Here is a 20,702-nt window from a genome sequence, read left to right on the forward strand (position 1 = left end):
CCTTCAGACCTTTCTCGCCGCCGCCGTCACGGCATCTCGCCGCGCCAACAGGCCGTTGAGGAGCTCGCGCACGGAGGACACCAGCTCGTCCTCCGAGGAGCGCGCCTTCGTGAGGTGCCGGGTGATTCCCAGCGTCAGTTGCCGCTGGTCCGTACGGGACAGCTCGCGGCCGGTAAACACTATCAACGGCGTGGTGCGCCCCTTGCCCTGGCGCAGGATGTCCACCACCTCGAAGCCGTCCAGCCGGGGCAGGCCCACGTCCAGGACGATGAGGTCCGGCGTCGTCTCGCGCGCCAGCGCCACCGCGCTCTCTCCGTCCGCCGCCTCGAACACCTGGACTCCGCCCAGTCGCTCCAACTGCGCGCACAGCACGCGCCGGGTGGCGGCGTCGTCGTCCACCACCAGCACGCGCGCCTGCCCGGGCTGCCGCATGGCGTAGCGCAGCGTCTTGAGCAGCCGCGTCTCCTCCAGCGGCTTCGCCATCCAGTCCACCCACATCGGCATGCCCACGCCCTCGCCCTCGGACGAGCGCCCGGACAGCACCAGCACCGGCAGCTCCCGCGTGCGCGGCTGCTCGCGCAGGCCCCGCACCCAGTCCAGCGCCTGCCCGTCCGGCATCTGCGTGTCCACCACCAGCGCGTCCGGCAACGACTCGTCCAGCGCCTTCGCCGCCTCCGTGAGGGTGGCGGCGCGCACCACGCGGTAGCCCTCCGCCGCCAGCAGCCCTCGCAGCAGCGTGGACAGCTCCGTGTCCGCCGTCGTCACCAGCACGTTGTGACGGGACTCATCGCGCGGCACCGACGCGGGCGCCGTGTGCACCTCGGGCTTCATCGCGTCCAGCGCGAAGGTGAAGGTGGAACCCTTCCCCTCTTCGCTCTCCACCTCGATGCGGCCGCCGTGCTGGTCGACAATCGCCTGCGAAATCGCCAGCCCCAGCCCCGTGCCTCCCTTGGAGCGCGTGTCCGAGCCATCCAACTGCTGGAAGCGTCCGAAGAGCCGGCTGCGCTGCTCGGGCGGAATCCCCGGCCCCTGGTCCACCACGCTGAAGCGCACCCGGCCGCCCTCCACGTCCAGCGCGCGCACCACCACCGGCGAGCCTCGCGGAGAGAACTTCACCGCGTTGGACACCAGGTTGGTCAGCACCTGGATGAGCCTGTCCCGGTCTCCGCGCACGCGCGGCGCGCCTTCCACCTCCGAGCGCAGCGTCACCCCAGCCGCGTCCGCCATGCCCTGCACTCCGGAGAGCGTGGCCTCCACCAACTCCGTGCACTCCAGCGGCGCCAGCTTCAGCTCCAGCTTGCCGGCCTCCATCTTTTCCAAGTCGAGGATGTCGTTGATGAGGCGGATGAGGCGCTCGGTGTTGGTGCGGGCGATGCGCACCATGTCCAGCGCCTGCGGGGGCAGCTCGCCCATGATGCCGCCCTCCAGCAGACCCAGCGAGCCGCGGATGGACGTGAGCGGCGTGCGCAACTCGTGGCTCACGGTGGAGATGAACTCGTTCTTCATCCGCTCCACCGCCTTGCGCTCGGTGATGTCGCGCACGAAGACGGTGAAGCGCGGCGGCCCGTCCCCGGGCACGCGGGCCAGCGTCAGCTCCGCGGGGAACACGCCCCCGTCCGCGCGCTGGCACTGTGACTCCAGGCGGGTGGAGCGGCCCGCGGGCGCATCCAGCGCGGCGGCCACGCGCTCGCGCTCTCCGGACGGCAGCGACGCGGGCAAGGCCAGCGTCAGGAAGTCGCGGCCCACGCCCTGCCCGGACTCCAGCCGCAGGGTGCGCTCCGCGGACGGGTTCACCTCCAAGAGGCGCCCTTCCCCGTCCAGCAGGAGGATGCCGTCCGCCGAGGCCTCCAGAATCGCCGCCTTGCGCGCCTCGCTCGCGCTCAGCTCGCCGTTGGCCATGGACAGCGCGGCGGTGCGCTCCTCCACCCGGCGCTCCAGCCCCTCGTTGAACGCGGCCAGCTCCGTGGTGGCGCGCGACAGCCGCACCAGCACCACCACCACGTAGGCGCCCAGGGCCAGCGACACCACGAAGAAGGCCACGCGTGAGCGCTCGTTGCGATTCTGCGCCCGCTCGTAGAGCTGGAGGTAGGTGGAGATGAGCCGCTCCGCCTGCACGCTGGCGGTGCGCTCCAGCAGCGCCTGCAGGGCCGCGTTCGCCTCGCGCCGCTCGCCGCGCGTGTCCGCATCCCGGGCGCGGGCCAGCAGCGCCTGCGCATCCCCGAGCGCGCGCTGGTACGCGTCCAGCGACGCGGTGAGCGTCTGGCGGTCCTCGTCCGTCAGGAAGGAGGGAAACTCGCGCAGCGCCTCCGAGCGAGCCCGCAGCGCCGCGAAGTCCGACGCGCCCGAGCCGTGCACCTCCGGCAGCCCCTGGCGCGAGCGCAGCACGTCCAGCTCCAGCTCGGCGCTGGCCACGCGCAGCTGCCGCAGGGCGGTGCGGTAGCGGTCGTTCTGCGACACCTCCCACGGGCGGCCCACGATGAACAGGCCACACAAGAGCACCAGCGCGCCCGCCGCCATCACCACCGACCGCTTGGACAGGCGCGAGCCCCTCCTCATGCCGGCACCAGCTTCCGAATCTCGGCGGGCAACGTCATCGGGTCGAACGGCTTGCCGATGACGCCCAGGGCGCCCAGCTCCAGGTAGCGCGCCACCTCCTGCTTCTGGATTTTCGCCGTCATGAAGATGATGGGCGTGTGCGCGGTGGCCTCCTGGGCGCGCAGCCTGCCGAACGTCGTGGGCCCGTCCATGCCGGGCATCATCACGTCCAACAGGATGAGGTCCGGCTTCTCCGCGGCGCCCTTCTCCAGCGCCTCGGCGCCGGACGCGGCCAGCACCGTCTGCCAGCCGCCCACCCGGCTCAGGCTCAGGTTGCCGATGGTGCGGATGTCATCCTCGTCGTCGACGAGCATCACCTTGCGTAGCGTGGTCATGGATTCGGGCCTCGGTCCGGGGTGCGGGGCGGGGTACGGCTGCCGCGATTTAGCGGATTCATTTCGCCTCCGGCGGGCACTCGGGCAGATCGAACCAGAAGGTGGTGCCGCCGCCCGGGGCGGAGGTGAAGTCCAGCGCACCACCCATCCGCTCCGTCAGCGCGCGGGCGATGCTCAGCCCCAGGCCCGTGCCGCCGCGCCGCCGCGTGTCCGAGCCGTCCGCCTGGGCGAACTTCTGGAAGATGCGGGCGCGGAAGTCCTCGGGCACGCCGGGCCCGCGGTCCTCCACGCTGACGCGCAGCCGGCCCGCGTCGCGGACCAGGCGCAGGGTGACAGCCTGGCCGCGCGGAGAGAACTTGATGGCGTTGGACAGGAGGTTGGCCAGCACCTGCGCCAGCCGGTCCGCGTCCACCCGGGCCCGGGCTCGGGGCGCGTCGTCCAGCACCACCTCCACCCGCACACCGTACTCGCACGCGTAGCCCTGGTGGGCCTCCGCCGCGTGGTGGAGCAGCGGGGCCAGGTCCGCCGCCTCCAGGTAGAGGTCCAGCTTGCCGGCCTCCACCTTGTCCAGGTCGAGGATGTCGTTGATGAGGCGGATGAGCCGCTCACTGTTCTTGTGGGCGATGTCCACCATCTCCGCCACCGGCCCGGGCAGCGGCCCGGCCACGCCGCCCGTCAGCAGGCCCAACGAGCCGCGGATGGACGTGAGCGGCGTGCGCAATTCGTGGCTCACCGTGGAGATGAACTCGTTCTTCAGCCGCTGCTGTTCTTCCAGCGCCTCACGGGCCAGGCGCACGGTGACGGCGTCCAGCTCCAGCTCCACCCACACCGCCAGGTCCGCGAGCGCGGCGCGCTCCGCGTCGGAGAACTCGCGTGGCGTGGAGTCGAGGATGCAGAGGGTGCCCACGCGGCTGCCGTCCGGGGCGCGCACCGGGTGGCCCGCGTAGAAGCGGACGAAGGGCGCTCCCACGACGAACGGGTTGTCGTGGAAGCGCGCGTCGTGCACGGCATCCGGCACCACGAAGGTGCTCGAGCCGAGGATGGCGTGGCCGCAGAAGGAGGTGTCGCGCGCCGTCTCGGAACCGTCCAGGCCGACGCGCGACTTGAACCACTGCCGGCCCTCGTCCACCAACGACACCAGCGCCATGGGCACGCGGAACAGCTTCGCCGCAGTGCGGACGATGCGGTCGAAGCGCTCCTCCGACGGCGTGTCGAGCACGCAGAGACCGCGCAGGGCCTGGAGGCGGTGGGCCTCGTCCGGGGGCATAGAAGGGGGAATCATGGGGAGCGCCCCAGTGCTAGCCCACATACACCCGAAATGGGAGAGGTCGACGGCAGTGGCCTGCCTTCCAGCGGGTCCAGCGAACAGGGAGGCGGCGGCCCCTTGCGTCTTGGGGGGCGGCGGCCGAGCAAGCAGCCGGGACATGCACCGGGTGGGCTCGGGGAGTGCTGCTCCCGGTACAGCCCCTCGCGAAGGCCTTGCCATCAAGTTGCAATTGACACCCTGGACGGGTCGACTTCACCATCCGTCGCATATGAAGACCCAGCCAGCGCGACTCGTGAGCGTCCTGCTCGCCTGCCTCTCCATCTCCCTGACGGCGTGCGGGGACGACGACGACCGCAAGCCCGACGGCGGCTCGAACCCGGACGTGCTGGATGCCTCCACGCGGGATGCCGGCACCGATGCGGGGACGCAGCCTGATACCGATGCCGGTCTGGACGCGGGTGCCGACGCGGGCACCGATGCGGGGACCGACCCTGGCACCGATGCGGGGACGGACGCGGGGACCGACCCTGGCACCGATGCGGGAACGGACGCGGGGACAGAGACGGGCACCGATGCGGGGACGGATGCCGGCACCAGCGTATGTGGCGATGGCGTGAGACAGCCCCCCGAGACGTGCGACGACCGCAACACCACCTCGGGCGACGGCTGCAACGCCGAGTGCACCGAGGAGCCCGGCTGGAACTGCCCGCAGTCCGGTGGCCGCTGCCGCGCGGCGCAGTGCGGTGACGGCATCATCGCGGGCGACGAGGAGTGCGAGGACGGCAACGCCACCGCGGGCGACGGCTGCAGCACGCAGTGCCGCCTGGAGGAGGGCCACAAGTGCCCCGACCTCGGCAAGCCCTGCCAGACCACGGTCTGCGGCGACGGCGTCATCGAGGGCACCGAGCAGTGCGATGACGGCCCGGTCAAGGTGCACGACATGGGCGACGGCTGCTCGCCCCAGTGCAAGAAGGAGCCGGAGTGCACCAACGGCATCTGCACGGCCGTGTGCGGCGACGGGGTGATGCTGCCCAACAGCACGGCCGAGGAGTGCGACGACGGCAACACCCGCGCCAACGACGGCTGCTCGCCGACGTGCCACCTGGAGGCGGGCTTCGCCTGCACCGTCATCACCGAGGCCCCGCCGTCGAAGGTCTCCATCCCCACCGTCTACCGCGACTTCCGCGGCTATGACCTGGAGGCGACGAGCAGCCTGCCGCGCGGCCACATCGACTTCGAGAACGCGAACGGCGCCGAGCTGGGCATCGTCGCCACGACGCTGGGGGCCGACGGCAAGCCCGTGTACGCGAAGGAGGGCGTGAGCTCCACCACCACCCACGGCAAGGTGAGCTTCGACCAGTGGTACCGGGACGTGGAGAACGTCAACAAGCCCCTCGTCGGGACGCTGGAGCTGACGAGCGCGGGCGACGGCTCGTACGTGTACGACAACCCGAACTTCTTCCCGCTCGACGGCAAGGGCTGGGTGGCGTCCGGCGACGAAATCACCCGCACCAACGGCCACAACTTCAGCTTCACCAGCGAGGCCCGCTACTGGTTCGAGTACAAGGGCACCGAGGTGCTCACCTTCCGCGGCGACGACGATGTGTGGGTGTTCATCAACCGGAAACGGGCGCTGGACCTGGGCGGCGTGCACACCGCGCAGGAAGGCACCATCAACGTGTCCCAGAGGGCCTCCGAGCTGGGCCTCCAGGTGGGCGGCATCTACGAAGTCGTGGTGTTCCAGGCCGAGCGACGCACCAGCGGCTCCTCGTACAAGCTCACCCTCAACAACTTCGTCACCCGCCGCACCGAGTGCACCGCCACCTGCGGCGACGGCATCGTCGACACCTCGAAGGGCGAGGAGTGCGACGACGGGGTGAACGACGGCGGCTACGGCCAGTGCGCCCACGGCTGCGTGTGGGGCCCGCGCTGCGGCGACGGCACCACCCAGGCTGAAGCCGGCGAGGAGTGCGACGACGGCAACACCACCAGCAACGACGGCTGCAGCTCGGTCTGCAAGGTCGAGATTGGCTGAGCGCCACGACGCCCGCCGGGCTCCCTCCAGTAGGAGTGGAGCCTGGGGGCTGGAAGGAGCAAGCCTGCCGCCCCGGGCGGCCCCCTACCCGGTCGCCCGGCGCTTGCGGACGGGGCGCGCGGCGACCGCGGCCCCGGGGCGGGGCATCACGGTGACGACGGCGTTCACCACCCGGGACACCGCGCGGAGCTGGGCGGGCTCCAAATCCCGGAGCTTGCGCGTCATGCGGCGCAGCTCCAGCGGGTCCTCCTGGGTGGACTTGCGAGGCGCCAGCGGCACCGGGGCGCCGGAGCGGCCCACGCCCAGCAGCGTGTCCGCGGAGACCTGCAGCACGTCACACAGCCGTCGGAGCGTCTGCGCGCGGGGCAGCATCTTCCCGCGCTCCATGCGGCTGTAGACCTCCATGGCCATGCCCATGCGCTCGGCGACGTCACCCTGGGTGAGGCCCAGGCGCTGGCGGGCCTCGCGAGCGGCCGCTCCCAGGAGGACCGCGAGCTTGTGGTCGACGGGCTCACGCATGGCGGACGAGCGTCGCACGGGCTTCCGGCCACGCAAGTTTCCCGCCCTGCTTCAAGGGAGCGACGACCGGCGCAGCAGACCGAGCGCGCCGTGGACCACCTGGGACACGGCGCGGAGCTGCTCGGCGTCCAGCGCCCGCAGCGCGCGCATCAGCCGGCGCAGGCGCGGCGGGTCCTCTCCGGGGGCGGTGGTGACGGGGGCCTCCTCCACGGGGGCCTCCACCCGCGCTTCAGCCTCCAGACCCAGGAGCGTGTCCGCGCCGATGCGCAGCACCTGGCACAGCCGGCGCAGCGTGGTGACGCTGGGCAGCACCTTGCCGCGCTCCATGCGGCTGTAGACCTCCATGGCGATGCCCACGCGCTCGGCCACGTCCGCCTGGGTCAGCCCGAGCCTCACCCGCGCGGCCCGCGCGGCGGCCCCCACGGTGATGGCCAGTTCCTCGTTCATCGTCCTCGCGCCTCTCCCTGATGGGAACCGTCACGTCCCATGTCCGGAACCCTACCGTCCAAGGCAGGAGACTACCCCAAGAGGTGGCTCGCGTGCTATGGACCCCAGAGGTTGAATCTCCATGCCACGTACGATGCCATCCGCCCCGACCTCCAGACGCATGCAGGACCTCCAACATCCTCCCGCTGCCGCCCCGCGTGCGGGGAGAGGAACGCTTCCGGACCGCCTCGCCCCGGCCGGGCTCCGGAGGTGCGCGGGCCCGCGCGCCGGGCTCTGGAGGTGCGCGCGATGAACCCCGACCAGGACGTGCACCCGCTGATGTTGCGCAGCTCGGAGGAGATCGGCGCCTTCCGCATCATCCGGAGGCTGGCCACCGGCGGCTATGGCGCCATCTTCCTCGCCGAGTCGGAGACGCGCCGGCCCGTGGCGCTCAAGTTCGCGCTGCAGGGGCCCTCGCAGGAAGACGAGGCCCGCGTGGACGCTCGCACGAAGAAGGAAGCCAACGTCCTCATGCGCCTGGAGCATCCCAACGTCGTGGAGCTGCTGGGCTACCGCCGCTGGCCGGACGCGCATGACGGCTACATGGTGCTCATCCTGGACTACGTGGAGGGCCCCACGCTGTCCGAGTGGGCCCTGCGCTCGAGCCCCACGGCCCGGCGCGTGACGGAGGTGTTCTCGCAGGTGGCGCTCACGCTGGACTCCATCCACCGCGAGGGCGTGCTCCACCGCGACATCAAGGGCAGCAACATCATCATCCGCGCCTCGGACGGGCAGCCGGTGCTGGTGGACTTCGGCTCGGGAGACCACGCGTGCTCGGCGGCGATTACCGAGAACAGCCTGCCGCCCGGCACGCCCAGCTACCGCAGCCCGGAGGCGCTGCGCTTCTGGATGGGGCCGCGCGTATCGGGCTCGCGCTACCGCTTCGAGCCCACCGATGACCTCTACTCACTGGGGCTGGTTCTCTATGAGGTGCTCACTGGAGGGTTCCCCTACCCGGCCAGCCTGCCGCCCACCGTGCTGCTGGCCAGCATCGAGTCCTCGGAGCCGGAGGCACCTTCGGTGGTCAACCCGCGCGTCCCCCCGGCGCTGGACCCCATTGCGCTGCGACTGCTGCACAAGCTCGCTGAGGGCCGCTACCTCACGGGCGCGGAGCTGTACGGCGCGCTGAGCGCGGCGCTGGAGACGGCGGATGCGTCGTGGGACGAGCCGCTGTTTCCGCCGCGCCCGCTCCAGGACGCCGTCACCGAGGAGGCCGAGGAGCTCTTCGATGGTGACGAGGATGCACGCGACCTGCGCCGGTGGATGCGCGCTCCGGAGCGGCGCGGTGGGGACTGGGATACGGACACGCTGCCACCGCCCCGGCGACGTACGCCTCGCACGGAGCCTGGGACCGTGAAGCCGTCGCTGTGGCAGGTGTGGCTGCGGAAGCGGCTGAGCACCTTGCGGCGGGGACTGGCCGCGCTGCGCTCGCGGCGCCGAGGCTGAGCGCACCGTGACCCTCGTGGAACTGTAGCGCCGCATCCCTTTCAAACCCTCCAGGTCCACTCTACTCCATCCAACGTAGGAGGTTCCCTGCGGGCCTGCATTCGTGTTACCTCACGAGTCGAGCAGTCCCAACCCGACTTCACAGGTCCAGAGGCAGGAGATGACGACGCCCGACACCACGACGGAGGAGGTTCCTGGAGTTCCTCGCCGGCCACGGGTGCTGTTCACCGTGGGCGGCACGGCATTCGAGTTCGTCCGCAAGCTGGAGGTGCGCTCCACCGGCGAATTGCTGATGCTCGCGAGGCGGCGCTACCGGGGAGGACTCGGAGGCCCGGTGGTGGTGAAGCGGCTGAGCAACCCCGCGAGCTTCGTGGAGCGCCGCCGCCTGGTGGAAGAAGTGGAGCTGACCTTCCGCCTCAACCACCCGGGCATCGCCAAGGTGCACCATCTCAAGCTGTACCGGGGCGCGCCCCATGTGGTCATGGAATACGTCGAGGGCCGCTCGCTCGACACGGTGCTGAACCTGGCCGCCATGCGGCGCAGCCCCATGTCCCCGGCCTTCGCCGCGTACGTCGTCGCCGAGGTGGCCGAGGCCCTGCACCACGCGCACTGCCTCACGGACGACCTGAACCGGCCGCTCCACATCGTCCACCGTGACGTGAGCCCGAGGAACATCCGGGTCGGCATCCACGGCGAGGTGAAGCTGACGAACTTCACCGCGGCGGCGTCCTCCCTGACAGGCCGCGAGGTGACGAGCCGCCCGCTGGTGAAGGGCGACATCACCTATGCCTCGCCGGAGGCCCTGAAGAGGACGGCGGTGGACGCGCGCTCGGACCTGTTCTCGCTGGGGCTGGTGCTGCTGGAGTTGCTCACGAGCCGGCACCCGCTGATGGTGGAGGACACGGTGCCGGTGCCCACGGAGGCGAAGCCCCTGGAGGCACAGGGGCCCACCTGGATGCCGGTGAACGAGGTGGCCGCGCGGATGGTGCGCCTGGGCTCCGAGCAGGTGGCCCTGCTGGCGACGAGCGTCCCGGAGGACCTGCGCGCCCTGGTCATTCGTGCCCTGCGCCAGGAACCCTCGGAGCGCTTCCAGTCGGGCGCGGAGATGGCGGCGGCGCTGCGCACCTGGCTGCGTGCTCACGCACCGAGCTACGGACGACACGAGGCAGCGGAGGAGCTCGCCCGCGCGGCGGTGGAGGCCACCGGCCGGCGCAACCAGGCGGAGCTGCTCGAAGGCGGACTCCATCCGGAGGAGCTCACGGCCGACGAGGCCGCCATCGCGCTGGAGCCCGAGTCCCCATCAGACAGCGCCCCGAAGGAGGCCAGCGACCCGTGCGCGGCACAGCCACCCGCCGTCACTCCCGAGCAGCCCGCGGATGAAGACCCGGGCGCTCAACAGCACCAGGGCACACAGGGTCCCCCGGAGGACCCCGAGGACTCCGAGCCCTGAGCAGCTCACCGTCCGAACACGCCCATCACCAGCAGCACGACCAGCAAGAGGACGAGCACCCCTGCCACCACCGCCGCCACACGCCATCCGGAGATGGGGGTCTCGCCGAGGACGACTCCGGCGTCCTGCCCGTGCACCACCACGCGGTACGCCTTGCCCTTGTACCGGTACGCGAGCACGTACGCGGGCAGCGCGAGCCGCGTGGTGTGCAGGCTGGAGAGGGCCACGGCGACATGCACGTTCCGGAAGCGCCGTCCGGGAATGACGCCCTGCTGGAGCCGCTCACGCGACAGCCGCTCCACCGCCTCCAGCACCGTGCGCCTCGCCCCCGAGCGCGTGGCCTCGAAGCGCTCCACGTGCGCGCCCTCCGGCCCTCTCGGCGCTCCCTCCGCCGAGCCGCGCTGGTAGTGGGGCGCCAGCGCCTCGCACTCCTTCACCTTCAGTCCCTTCGAGGCCGGCACGGGGATGTTCTCGAAGTCGAAGCGCGTGCGCCCCGCATGCGGCGCCCAGCTCGAGCGTCCCGACCCCGCATCCGAGTCCGCCGTCCAGCTCGCATCCACGCCCGCCTGGAAGCTCCACGCCGGCCACCACAGCGGCTGCAGCGACTCCACCGCGGCCTCCTCCGCCAACCCCGACGGACGGAAGAAGCCACCCTTCCCCAGGAAGCCCATCAGCGCGGCGCGCGCCGCCGCCGGGTCCACGGTGAAGGGCAGCCACACCTCCGCCTGCTCCACCGGGTCCGCCGTCGTCTCCACGCGCGTCACCGAGCCGCAGAAGTCGCACCTCGGCGCCTTCGCCTCGGCCGAGTACTCCATGGCCGCGCCGCAGTTCTCACAGCGCACCACCCGCGCCGTCTCGCGCTCCACCGCCCCGTGCACCGGAGGTGGCGTCGTCAGCCCGCAGATGGGGCAGCGCAGGTCCTCCGCCTCCAGCGCGCTCGCACAGCGCTGGCACGGCGCCACCGTGGGCACGGCCGTGCTCACCGTCCACCTCCCTGCGCCAGCAGCCACCCCGCCACCACCAGCACGAGCAGCACGAGGACGGCGGCCACCACCTTCCACACGGAGATGGGCGCCTTGCCGTGCACCTCGCCCGTCTGTCCGTTCACCAGCACCCGCAGCGGCGGCGCTCCTTCCGCGTAGCGCACGGCCAGGACCCAGACGGGCAGCAGGCACACGTCCAGCGCCTCCCACTCCAGGCGCGACTCGTGCTCCAGCTCACGGTGCGAATCCCCCGGCATGAACTGCCCCAGGCGTCCTCCCACCCGTTCCTCCGCCTCCTGGCGCGCCTGCGCGAGGCACTGCTCACGGGTGAGGGAAGGCTCCTCGGCCACCCAGCCGGAGATGAGGGCCGGCGTGTACCGCGCCAGCCCTCGCAGGTCGAAGGGCTCCAGCGCCTCCAGCTCGTCGTTGCGCAGGCCGGTGGACGCGGTGACGAGCACGTCCGCCACGTACCCCTTCAGCTCACCGTTCAGCGAGCGCCACTCGGTGCGCGTCACCGTGCGAGTGCGCGTCACCGTCTTCCCGTTCTCCGTCGTCGTGTACGTCTCCTGCTCCTGGTAGTCCTCGCCGATGGACGCACGGAAGCGCGAGTGCGCCAGCACGCTGTAGAGGTACGCGGGCACGTAGACGCCGCGCACCTCGCCGGGCTCGGCGGAGCGGATGCCGGAGCGCGTGAAGCGGCTGCGCGTCTTCAGCCACCGCGCCACGTGCTCCTTCGCGGCGACGTGGGTGAGCGCGAAGCCCAGCGCGAAGACGGGCTCCGGTACACCCGCGGCGGGCGGCCGCTCCACCACGTTGGGCGCGGCGCAGTACGGGCAGCGCATGGTGCGCAGCGAGGCCTCCACCACCAACTGCGCGCCACACGACGGACAGCCCAGGTGGAGCCGGGGCCCGGATACCGCGACGGTCGTCTCCTCGAACTGCTCGGGCATCAGCGCGCTCCCCGTGAAGGCCCTTTGCATGAGTCTGGCCCGACCAGCCGCACGCTTCCAGGCGCCGGAAGGTAGACATTTCGCGGCAGTCGGTTCGAAGACACCGGGGCCGTTCGGACCGCAGGTCCCCTTTCTTCGCTCGAAGGCAGACAGGAAGCGCCACTGACAATTCCTGTCACCCGCAGGTCAGGAACGACTGACGCACCCCGCACCCGGGCCGGCCCTCCAAATCAGACACGGTCCACTATCAATTACTTGTAAAATATTGATGACAAGGCGCGAGCGTCCCTGGTAACAACCGGCCGTCGAAATGTAGAAGGCAGACAGTCTCCAGCACCGCTGTCACCCCCCATGCTCCTGGGCGGCTAGGGCCTATCGGTCCCCCGGAGGAGCTTCCCCTCGATGGCATCTGAGGCCGGCCCCTCGCACTCCCGCGACACGGGAGTCGTGTGCCCGGGCAGAGCCCCCACTCCCCCTCCCCGGACCGCGCTCGCGGTAACGGGAGACGTGTACCCCGGATGGCCTTCGAAGGCCGTCTGTCCAATCGTGCCACAACGCAATGCAACACAAGGAGAGCGAATGAAGAAGCCATCACGCCGTCCGGTGCTGTCTCGTGGAGTCCTCGGGGCGCTGCTCGCCCTGCTGGCCACCCCCTGGTTGGGCACGGGCTGTAGCGAGTCCTCTACCCCCCAGCCGCCGCCCGTGAGTCAGGACGCGCAGACGTCCGAGGCCCGCTTCGCCATCAACATCGACGAGGACTCCGGCGCCCCGAAGCCGGGCTTCGTCTCCGCCCAGGCCTTCCGCGCGCAGGACGTCACCCGCATCACCATCGACGTCTGGGAGCAGGGCCAGCAGGAGACTCCCCTCTTCCTCGCCTTCGACCTCACCCGGACTCCGAACACCACGCAGTGGTCCGGCACCCTCCCCTTCCTGCCTCGCGGAAAGACGCTCACCTTCTTCGCCAGGGCCTACGGCACCGCCAGCGCCACGCTTCCGCTCTTCAGCGGCAGCACGGACCAGCAGCTCACCACCGACTTCTCCGACGTCACCATCCGCCTGGTTCCGTCCAATGACGGCGCGGAAATCACGCTGCCGCGCATCAGGCGCATCAGCATCCCCAGCGCCTTCACCTCCGGTCAGGCCGGCAACATCAGCTTCCTCGTCGAGGCCAACACCGGCGAGCACCTCACCTACTCCATCACCGGCTCCTCGGCGTCCGGCGGCGGCTCCTTCTTCCCGGTCAGCGGCGCCATCACCCTGCTGGCCACCAGTGGCACCTTCGTCAGCCAGTACGTGCCGGGCGCCGTCACCACCGAGTCCGAGTTCGTCCACACCGTCAAGGTGACCAACGAGGGCGGCCACTCCGTCACCACCACCTTCAAGACGCGAGTGAAGCCGGCCGGCTCCACCCCCAACGTCGGCGACACCGACATCCTCGTCCTCTTCAACCCCGTCATCAACGGCCTGGATGCCAGCCGGCTGGTGGGCACCGGCAACGTCACCTTCACCGCCACCGTGGACGATGACGGCCCCGCCGAGGCGCTCACCTACGCCTGGGGCTTCGCGCCCGGCGAGACCTATAACCCGGTGCCCGCCTTCACCACCCAGACCAACCCCACCACCCTCCAGAACTACACGACGAGCGTGCGCGGCCTGCTGACGCTGGCGGTGACGGACGGCAACAGCGGCACCACCACGCTGGAGTACGCGCTGACGCCGGACCAGTTCCCGGACAACCCGGCCGTGGACGGGCCGCTCACCGGCATCAACAGCATCCGCGCGGGGGAGAACCACACCTGCGCCCTCTTCAACAACGGCCTGCTGCGCTGCTGGGGCCGCAACCACCTGGGCCAGCTCGGCTACGGCAACACGCTCCCCATCGGCACCACCTCGTCCAACCTGCCCTATACCGCGGGGGACGTGCCCCTGCTGAGCGCGGCGACGAGGGTCGCCACGGGCGGCAATCACACCTGCGCCCTGCTCGACTCCGGCCTGGTGCGCTGCTGGGGCAACAACCAGTTCGGCCAGCTCGGCTTCAACAGCACCGAGCACGTGGGCGACGGTGAGGCCATCGCCAGCTTCGGCTACGTCAACCTGGGTGGCAACGCGGTGAAGCTCGCCGCTGGCTTCGAGCACACCTGTGCCTTGATGGACACGCAGAAGGTGCGCTGCTGGGGCCGGAGCCAGTACGGCCAGCTCGGCTACGGCAACACCAACAGCATTGGCGACAACGAGCAGCCCTGGCGCGCGGGCGACGTGGACGTGGGCGCTCCCGTCCAGGACCTGGTCGCGGGCGGGTACCACACGTGCGCGCTCCTGACAGACGGCAACGTGCGCTGCTGGGGCCTGGGCACCAGCGGCCAGCTCGGCTACGGCACCACCGCCAACGTCGGCGACAGCCAGAACCCCTCCAGCCGGGGGAACGTGCCGGTGGGCGGCCCCGTGCGGCAGCTTTCCGCGGGAGGAACCCACACGTGCGCCCTGCTCAACACGGGCCGGGTCCGCTGCTGGGGCCTGGGCACCAGCGGCCAGCTCGGTTACGGCAACGGCACCAGCGTCCTCCAGCCCACCGTCGCGGGTGACGTGAACCTGGGCACGCCCACCACCCGGGCGCTTCAGGTGGCCGCGGGCGGCGCCCACACCTGTGCCCTGCTGGATGACGGCGCCCTCAAGTGCTGGGGCGCCGGCGCGGACGGACGGCTGGGCTACGGCAGCTCCGCCACCCAGCTGGCGCCTCCCGCCGCCACGGTGAACCTGGACGGCGCCACCGCGTACCAGATTTCCGCGGGCGGAGCCCACACCTGCGCCCTGCTGAGCACCGGCAAGGCTCGCTGCTGGGGCAACGGCCTCTACGGCCAGCTCGGCATCGGCAGCATCCTGGACATCGGCGACACCGAGCTCCCCACCCAGGACGTGCAGCTCCTGCCAGCCACGCCGTAGCCCACGGCTCTCGAGCGGGGGCCCGCGTCATCGGGGCCCTCGCTCTCTGTCGTTTCGAGCCCGGTCCTCGGACCTTCGCGGCGAGGTGTCACCGCGCCACCGTCCGGCACCGTGACACCCGGCCGCGAAGGCCGCCGAGCACCGGGCTCGCTCCACGTCTCAACCGAAGGAGTTGCCCCGTGATGAATCCCGCCGTCTCCCGCCCTCGCGCCCGAAGTCCGCTCGTCGCGCTGACCGTCCTGCTCGCCGCCACCTGGGCCGCCACCGGCTGCAGCACGCCAGCAGAGCCCGAGCCGTCATCGACCTCCTCCGTCACGGTCCTCATCGCCGTGGACGAGACCTCCTCGGAGGCGCTGCCCTCGGGCCCGTCCGCCATGTCCCTGCGGTTGGGGGCCGGAACGGTGTCCGCGCTGGGCTTCTCCTTCGCGGACGTCACCAGCATCCAGGTCGACGTGAAGGACGCGTCGACGGGCAATCCCCTCTTCGTCAACGTCGACCTGGCGCCCACCGCCGCCGGGTGGGCGGGCGTGCTGCCCACGCTGCCCCAGAACAAGCTGCTGACCTTCATCGCGCGCGCTCGCGGGGTGAATGCGGACGCGGATGCCGGCGCGGGTGACTCGGTGCTCTTCAATGGCAGCACGACGGTGGCGCTCACCTCCGCCGCGGAGACGGTGGGCATCACCCTGGTGCCCATCAACGATGGGGCCACCATCGAGCTGCCGCGCATCAAGAAGATCAGCATCCCCGGCGAGTTCGCCCTCGGGCAGAGCGGCAACATCACCTTCTTCGTGGAGGCGACCGCCAACAGGGCGCTGAGCTACAGCCTCACCGCCGCCGCCTCTGGCGGCAGCTTCCAGCCCGCCTCGGGCAGCTTCACCATGCCGGGCGCCAGCGGTGCCTTCGTCGTCCGCTACGCCCCGCCCCTCACGCTGGCGACCACCACCGAGTTCACCCACGAGCTCAAGGTCACCAACCAGGAAGGCCACTCGGTGAGCACCACCTTCAAGACGCGGGTGGTGCCACCGGACGGCACCGGCGGCTCGCCGTCGAACACGCCCACCGTGCGCGTGGTCTTCAACCCCGTCATCAACGGGCTCGCCGCCAGCCGGACGCTCGGCACGAACAAGGTCACCTGGACGGCCAACGTCGCGGACGACAAGCCCCTCGATGCGCTCGCCTATGCGTGGAGCTTCACGCCCACCGGCACCGTCACCCCGGCTCCGTCCTTCACCGCGCAGACCAACCCCACCGTGCTGCAAGGGTACGCGCCCACGCTGGAGGGCACGCTGACGCTGGAGGTGACGGACGGCGACGCGGGCAAGACGACGGTGAAGTACCTGCTGGCGGCGAACCAGTTCCCGGACCAGCCGGGGCAGACTGGCGGCGGCACCGACATCGCGCAGCTTCGCGCGGGTGACACGCACACCTGCGCGCTGCTCAACGACGGCTCCGTCCGCTGCTGGGGCACTGGCAGCCTGGGCCGGCTCGGGTACGGCAACACCGACACCATTGGTGACAACGAGCTCCCCTCCTCGCGAGGAGCCGTCCCGTTGCCGGAGAAGGTGTCACAGCTGGCCACGGGCGGGGCGCATACCTGCGCGCTGCTCGGCAGCGGCCTCGTGCGGTGCTGGGGCAACAACCAGTACGGCCAGCTCGGCTACAGGCACACCAATCACATTGGCGACACCGAGCCCGTCACCAGCATGGGATACGTCAACCTGGGGACTCCCGCCGTGCGCATCACCGCGGGCGCCAATCACACCTGCGCCCTGCTCACCACGAACAAGGTCCGCTGCTGGGGCCTCAACGGGTCAGGCCAGCTCGGATACGGGCATACCAACAACATCGGCGACGACGATGAGCCCTCGTCCGTGGACGTGCAGGTGGGCGCGCCGGTGCAGGACGTGTTCGCCCGGGGCAACCACACCTGCGCCCTGCTCCTCTCCGGCAAGGTGCGCTGCTGGGGCGACAACTCCCTGGGCCAGCTCGGCTACAGCAACGGCGGCAGCGCTGTTGGAGACAACGAGCATCCGTCCTCCGTTGGCGACGTGAACCTGGGAGGGACGACCATCCAGCTCGCCCTGGGAGGCAACCACACCTGCGCCTTGATGGACACCGGCGCCATGAAGTGCTGGGGCTACAACGCACAGGGCCAGGTTGGAAACGGCAGCAGCGGCGCCACCTTCAACCCCGTCGTCTACGACGTGGGCCTCGGCGCGGGCAACAAGGCCATCCAGGTGGCCGCGGGTGCAAACCACACCTGCGCCCTGCTCGGCTCGGGCCTCATCAAGTGCTGGGGCGCGGGGAGCAGCGGCCAGCTCGGCTACGGAAACACCAACCAGTTGCTTGCGCCACCGGGCAACTACACGGGGCTGAACAACATCCCCGCCTACTTCCTCACCGCGGGCGCCAATCACACCTGCGCCCTGCTCACCAACGGCAAGGCGCTCTGCTGGGGTGTGGGAAGCAGCGGCCAGCTCGGCTACGGAAACACCAACTCCATCGGCGACGACGAGCAGCCGTCGACCCAGGACGGAATCTCCCTGCTGGCGCCGTGACACAGTCGCGGTGAAGCCGCGAAGGGAAGGGCAGGGGCACCGTCCCCGGCCCTTCCCTCTCGCACGAGCCCCACGCCCTCAGTCCCCCAGGAACTCCGCATGAACAGGCGGTCCCAGCTCCGGACGTGGGCCCGGCGCGTGCCCGGCGCCCTGCTGTCCCTGTCGCTCCTCCTCGCCTGCACCCGGCAGGACAGCTCACCCCTGCCACCCTCGCGGGCCGCCGAGGCCCGCTTCGCCATCCACATCGACGAGCCCCTCACGCGCACCCCGGCCGCCACCGCCCTCGAGGTCTCCCGCCTCCAGGTCGACGTCCTCGAGCAGGGCCACACCGACACGCCCCTGCTCAACGGCGTCGAGCTCACCGCCACCGCCGGAGACTGGTCCGGCGCCCTCGCCTCCCTGCCGCGCGGCGAGGCGCTGACCTTCTTCGCCCGCGCGTACCACTCCGACGGCTCGATGCTCTTCAGCGGCTCCACCGACCAGCGACTCACCACGGATTCCGAGCAGGTCATCATCGGGCTCGCCGCTTCCAAGGCGGACGCTCCCAATCCCATTCCCCGCATCAAGCGCATCAGCCTTCCCCCGGAAATCCACTCCGGTCACGACGGCGGCAACATCAGCGTCTCCGTCGAGGCCGCTCCCGGCGAGCGCCTCACCTGGTCCATCACCGCCGACGCCGCGCCCGACAGCGGCGTCTTCCTGCCCGCCAACGGCACACTCACCCTGCTCGGCGCCGCTGGAACCTTCGTCAGCCGGTACGTCCCACCCGACGTCGCCGTGAAGACAGACTTCGTGCACACGGTGAAGGTCACCAGCGCGTCAGGCCATTCCGTCACCGCCACCTTCACGACGAAGGTGAAGCCCCGGGGCCCCACGGACGGCGTGAAGGAGACCACCGTCACCGCGCTCTTCAACCCTGTCATCCATGCGCTCGACGGCCGGCGGCAGACCATCACCGGCGACGTCGCCTTCACCGCCACCGTCACCGATGACACACCCGAGGACCGCCTCACCTACGCCTGGAGCTTCGAGCCCGAGGGCGACGACGCGCCCCGCCCCTCCTTCTCGCACCAGACCAACCCCACCACGCTGCGGCCGTACACCCCTGCCCTGCGCGGCCGGCTGAAGCTCGCCGTCACCGACGTGGACGGCGGCACCACCACGCTCGAGTACCGGCTCGCTCCCAACCAGTTCCCCGACGAGCTGGTGTTCCCCTATCTGCTGAGCAGCCTGCACACCGGAGCGAGCCACACCTGCGCGCTCTTCGCCCACGGCGCCGTGCGCTGCTGGGGCGACAACACCTCCGGCCAGCTCGGCTACGGCAACACCCTCGCCGTGGGCGACGACGAGCCGCCCTACACCGCGGGCGACGTGCCCCTGCGAGGCAAGGCCGTCCAGCTCGCCCTGGGAGGCCACCACACCTGCGCACTGCTCGACTCCGGCTGGGTGCGCTGCTGGGGCGACAACACCTCCGGCCAGCTCGGCTACGGCCACACCCACCCCGTGGGCGACGATGAGCCCATCACCAGTCAGGGCTTCGTCAACCTCGGCGGCAGCGCGGTGAAGCTCGCCGCCGGTGAGTCGCATACCTGCGCGCTGCTGGACACGGGACACGTGCGCTGCTGGGGCCGCAACAACGTGGGACAGCTCGGCCATGGGCACACCCGAAGCGTCGGTGACGATGAGCAGCCCTGGGAGGCGGGCGAGGTCAGCCTCGGTGGCGCCGTGCAGGACCTCGTCGCGGGCTGGCACCACACGTGCGCGCTGCTCACGGACGGACGCGTGCGCTGCTGGGGCGACGGGGCCCATGGCGCGCTCGGCCTGGGGCATACCCGCAACATCGGCGACGATGAGCTGCCTGACTCGGCGGGCTTCGTGGAGCTCGGCGAGCCCGTGTCGATGCTCACCGCCGGCGCCCTGCACACGTGCGCGCTGTCGAAGCGCGGCGCCGTGCGCTGCTGGGGCAGCGGCCTGGAGGGACAGCTCGGACATGGGGGCACCTGGCCCGTGCCGCGCGCCTCCGACGCGCGCGACGTGGACCTCGGCTCCCCCTCGGCCATCGCGCTTCAGGTGAGCGCGGGAAGCCGCCACACCTGCGCCCTGCTGAGCACGGGCGCCGTGACGTGCTGGGGAGACAACGCCTACGGCCAGCTCGGGCAGGGGCACCGGAACACGCTGTACGCCCCGCCCGTCGCCTCCGTGGACCTGGGGGACGCCACTGCGTGGCGGATGGCGACGGGCGCTCACCACACCTGCGTGCTCCTGAGCACGGGCGGTGCGCGCTGCTGGGGCGCCAATACCTCCGGACAGCTCGGGTACGGCCACACGCGGCACCTGGGTGATGACGAGCCGCTCACCCGCGTGGGCGACGTCCCGCTCACACGTCCGTCCCCGTAGTGCTCGCACCCCGTCCCGGCCGCCGCCCGCCCGCCTGCCCTCCTGGCGTCACGGCAGGACCACGGGCCCCATTGCGGCTTTCATTCCCAGTCACGACCGTAGGGTGACGGAGGTCTTCATCATGGCCGAGCGCGACAAGAAGCAGCCAGGCATCCAGCCCTCGGAGGACTACTACGGGCGCGAGACGAGTCCCCGGCACGGGGAGGAGGAGCAGCGGACCCCGCCCCCCGACGAGGAGCACGAGCAGGACAAACACGCGCACACCATCGACCCGACCGAGCGCACGCCGGGCGCCATCCTCGACGAGATACCCGACGGCGACGGCCCGCGCAGCGACGCCGGCACCAACCCGCTGCCGGACGTCTACTGGTCCGCATACCCGGACCGTAAACCCGAAGACTGAGTCCTCACCCGGCGGGCGCTCCACGCGCGGCGAAAGCCCGGGAGCGCCCGCCTGCCCCACGTCTCGAGGTCTCTCCCACCCACGCTCGTCCGACGCTGATCCGCCCCCAGTACCGCGCGGACTCACGCGAAGACCTCCCGAGTCCTCTGCCTCCCCCTGAACCCCGAGCCCGGAAGCCCCTGGACCCGACGCCGGGTTTCCCTCTGGGAGTCCGCCTCGCGAGCCCGCCGCGCCCCACGCTCCGCCCCGGGAGCCGAGCCCCTGCTCGCGGCCGCCGGGCCCCGCCCGCCTCGCGAAGTCAGGTCTCCCAACCGCGACCTACGCGGCCCGTCTCCCCC

The 20,702-nt window shown here is 71.1% G+C and carries 14 protein-coding genes; 7 read left to right on the forward strand and 7 right to left on the reverse strand.

The window, feature by feature from the left end; translation table 11 throughout:
- Nucleotides 1-3: 3 nt before the first annotated feature.
- From G4D86_RS37490 to G4D86_RS37500, 3 genes are read right to left on the reverse strand one after another with little or no spacing between them, the layout of a single operon-like run.
- Nucleotides 4-2,556, reverse strand: coding sequence for an ATP-binding protein (locus G4D86_RS37490; RefSeq protein ID WP_163999092.1), 2,553 nt, complete (start codon nucleotides 2,554-2,556; stop codon nucleotides 4-6).
- Nucleotides 2,553-2,930 carry a response regulator gene (locus G4D86_RS37495; RefSeq protein ID WP_163999093.1) on the reverse strand — a complete coding sequence of 126 codons (378 nt, stop codon included), beginning with the start codon at nucleotides 2,928-2,930 and terminating at the stop codon, nucleotides 2,553-2,555. Before G4D86_RS37495 ends, G4D86_RS37490 begins: the two co-directional genes overlap by 4 nt.
- A 58-nt stretch (nucleotides 2,931-2,988) precedes the next feature.
- Nucleotides 2,989-4,212, reverse strand: coding sequence for a GAF domain-containing sensor histidine kinase (locus G4D86_RS37500; RefSeq protein ID WP_163999094.1), 1,224 nt, complete (start codon nucleotides 4,210-4,212; stop codon nucleotides 2,989-2,991).
- A gap of 253 nt (nucleotides 4,213-4,465) precedes the next feature.
- Here G4D86_RS37500 and G4D86_RS37505 point away from each other — a divergent pair, with 253 nt between their 5' ends.
- The gene (locus tag G4D86_RS37505) at nucleotides 4,466-6,232 is read left to right on the forward strand and encodes a DUF4215 domain-containing protein (protein ID WP_163999095.1); all 1,767 of its coding nucleotides are present in this window, start codon (nucleotides 4,466-4,468) and stop codon (nucleotides 6,230-6,232) included.
- An 84-nt stretch (nucleotides 6,233-6,316) separates the two neighbouring features.
- Here G4D86_RS37505 and G4D86_RS37510 read toward each other — a convergent pair whose 3' ends face one another.
- Nucleotides 6,317-6,751, reverse strand: coding sequence for a helix-turn-helix domain-containing protein (locus tag G4D86_RS37510; RefSeq protein WP_163999223.1), 435 nt, complete (start codon nucleotides 6,749-6,751; stop codon nucleotides 6,317-6,319).
- A 51-nt stretch (nucleotides 6,752-6,802) separates the two neighbouring features.
- Nucleotides 6,803-7,198: a helix-turn-helix domain-containing protein gene (locus G4D86_RS37515; protein ID WP_163999096.1), complete on the reverse strand. Its 396-nt coding sequence runs from the start codon at nucleotides 7,196-7,198 to the stop codon at nucleotides 6,803-6,805.
- A gap of 288 nt (nucleotides 7,199-7,486) precedes the next feature.
- Here G4D86_RS37515 and G4D86_RS37520 point away from each other — a divergent pair, with 288 nt between their 5' ends.
- Together G4D86_RS37520 and G4D86_RS37525 are read left to right on the forward strand one after the other, a co-directional pair.
- Nucleotides 7,487-8,683, forward strand: a complete 1,197-nt coding sequence (locus tag G4D86_RS37520; protein WP_163999097.1) for a serine/threonine-protein kinase — start codon at nucleotides 7,487-7,489, stop codon at nucleotides 8,681-8,683.
- A 160-nt stretch (nucleotides 8,684-8,843) separates the two neighbouring features.
- Nucleotides 8,844-10,133, forward strand: a complete 1,290-nt coding sequence (locus G4D86_RS37525) for a serine/threonine protein kinase (RefSeq protein ID WP_205520079.1) — start codon at nucleotides 8,844-8,846, stop codon at nucleotides 10,131-10,133.
- A gap of 5 nt (nucleotides 10,134-10,138) precedes the next feature.
- Here G4D86_RS37525 and G4D86_RS37530 read toward each other — a convergent pair whose 3' ends face one another.
- On the reverse strand, nucleotides 10,139-11,116 hold the full coding sequence (locus G4D86_RS37530; RefSeq protein WP_240360683.1) for a TFIIB-type zinc ribbon-containing protein: 978 nt from the start codon (nucleotides 11,114-11,116) through the stop codon (nucleotides 10,139-10,141).
- Nucleotides 11,113-12,096, reverse strand: coding sequence for a TFIIB-type zinc ribbon-containing protein (locus G4D86_RS37535; protein WP_240360684.1), 984 nt, complete (start codon nucleotides 12,094-12,096; stop codon nucleotides 11,113-11,115). Before G4D86_RS37535 ends, G4D86_RS37530 begins: the two co-directional genes overlap by 4 nt.
- 549 nt (nucleotides 12,097-12,645) lie before the next feature.
- Between G4D86_RS37535 and G4D86_RS37540 the strand changes: the two genes are divergently transcribed.
- The 4 genes from G4D86_RS37540 (at nucleotide 12,646) to G4D86_RS37555 (ending at nucleotide 20,364) form a co-directional block, all read left to right on the forward strand.
- Nucleotides 12,646-15,006: an RCC1 domain-containing protein gene (locus G4D86_RS37540; protein WP_163999098.1), complete on the forward strand. Its 2,361-nt coding sequence runs from the start codon at nucleotides 12,646-12,648 to the stop codon at nucleotides 15,004-15,006.
- Nucleotides 15,007-15,188: 182 nt separating this feature from the next.
- A complete protein-coding gene (locus G4D86_RS37545; protein WP_163999227.1) occupies nucleotides 15,189-17,564 on the forward strand; it encodes an RCC1 domain-containing protein in 2,376 nt (791 codons plus the stop codon).
- 99 nt (nucleotides 17,565-17,663) lie between these two features.
- Entirely contained in the window at nucleotides 17,664-19,961 is a 2,298-nt protein-coding gene (locus tag G4D86_RS37550) for an RCC1 domain-containing protein (protein ID WP_163999099.1), read from the forward strand.
- 121 nt (nucleotides 19,962-20,082) lie between these two features.
- Nucleotides 20,083-20,364, forward strand: coding sequence for a hypothetical protein (locus G4D86_RS37555; RefSeq protein WP_163999100.1), 282 nt, complete (start codon nucleotides 20,083-20,085; stop codon nucleotides 20,362-20,364).
- Nucleotides 20,365-20,702 lie beyond the last annotated feature (338 nt).

It is taken from the genome of Pyxidicoccus caerfyrddinensis, from assembly GCF_010894405.1.
GTDB classification, from domain to species: Bacteria; Myxococcota; Myxococcia; order Myxococcales; family Myxococcaceae; genus Myxococcus; species Myxococcus caerfyrddinensis.

Excerpts from the sequence above, each read along its gene's own strand:
- G4D86_RS37535 (WP_240360684.1), bottom strand. The coding sequence starts at position 12,096 with ATGCAAAGGGCCTTCACGGGGAGCGCGCTGATGCCCGAGCAGTTCGAG.
- G4D86_RS37525 (WP_205520079.1), top strand. The coding sequence starts at position 8,844 with ATGACGACGCCCGACACCACGACGGAGGAGGTTCCTGGAGTTCCTCGC.
- G4D86_RS37550 (WP_163999099.1), top strand. The coding sequence starts at position 17,664 with ATGAACAGGCGGTCCCAGCTCCGGACGTGGGCCCGGCGCGTGCCCGGC.
- G4D86_RS37510 (WP_163999223.1), bottom strand. The coding sequence starts at position 6,751 with ATGCGTGAGCCCGTCGACCACAAGCTCGCGGTCCTCCTGGGAGCGGCC.
- G4D86_RS37555 (WP_163999100.1), top strand. The coding sequence starts at position 20,083 with ATGGCCGAGCGCGACAAGAAGCAGCCAGGCATCCAGCCCTCGGAGGAC.
- G4D86_RS37495 (WP_163999093.1), bottom strand. The coding sequence starts at position 2,930 with ATGACCACGCTACGCAAGGTGATGCTCGTCGACGACGAGGATGACATC.
- G4D86_RS37500 (WP_163999094.1), bottom strand. The coding sequence starts at position 4,212 with ATGATTCCCCCTTCTATGCCCCCGGACGAGGCCCACCGCCTCCAGGCC.
- G4D86_RS37505 (WP_163999095.1), top strand. The coding sequence starts at position 4,466 with ATGAAGACCCAGCCAGCGCGACTCGTGAGCGTCCTGCTCGCCTGCCTC.
- G4D86_RS37515 (WP_163999096.1), bottom strand. The coding sequence starts at position 7,198 with ATGAACGAGGAACTGGCCATCACCGTGGGGGCCGCCGCGCGGGCCGCG.
- G4D86_RS37545 (WP_163999227.1), top strand. The coding sequence starts at position 15,189 with ATGAATCCCGCCGTCTCCCGCCCTCGCGCCCGAAGTCCGCTCGTCGCG.
- G4D86_RS37540 (WP_163999098.1), top strand. The coding sequence starts at position 12,646 with ATGAAGAAGCCATCACGCCGTCCGGTGCTGTCTCGTGGAGTCCTCGGG.
- G4D86_RS37490 (WP_163999092.1), bottom strand. The coding sequence starts at position 2,556 with ATGAGGAGGGGCTCGCGCCTGTCCAAGCGGTCGGTGGTGATGGCGGCG.
- G4D86_RS37520 (WP_163999097.1), top strand. The coding sequence starts at position 7,487 with ATGAACCCCGACCAGGACGTGCACCCGCTGATGTTGCGCAGCTCGGAG.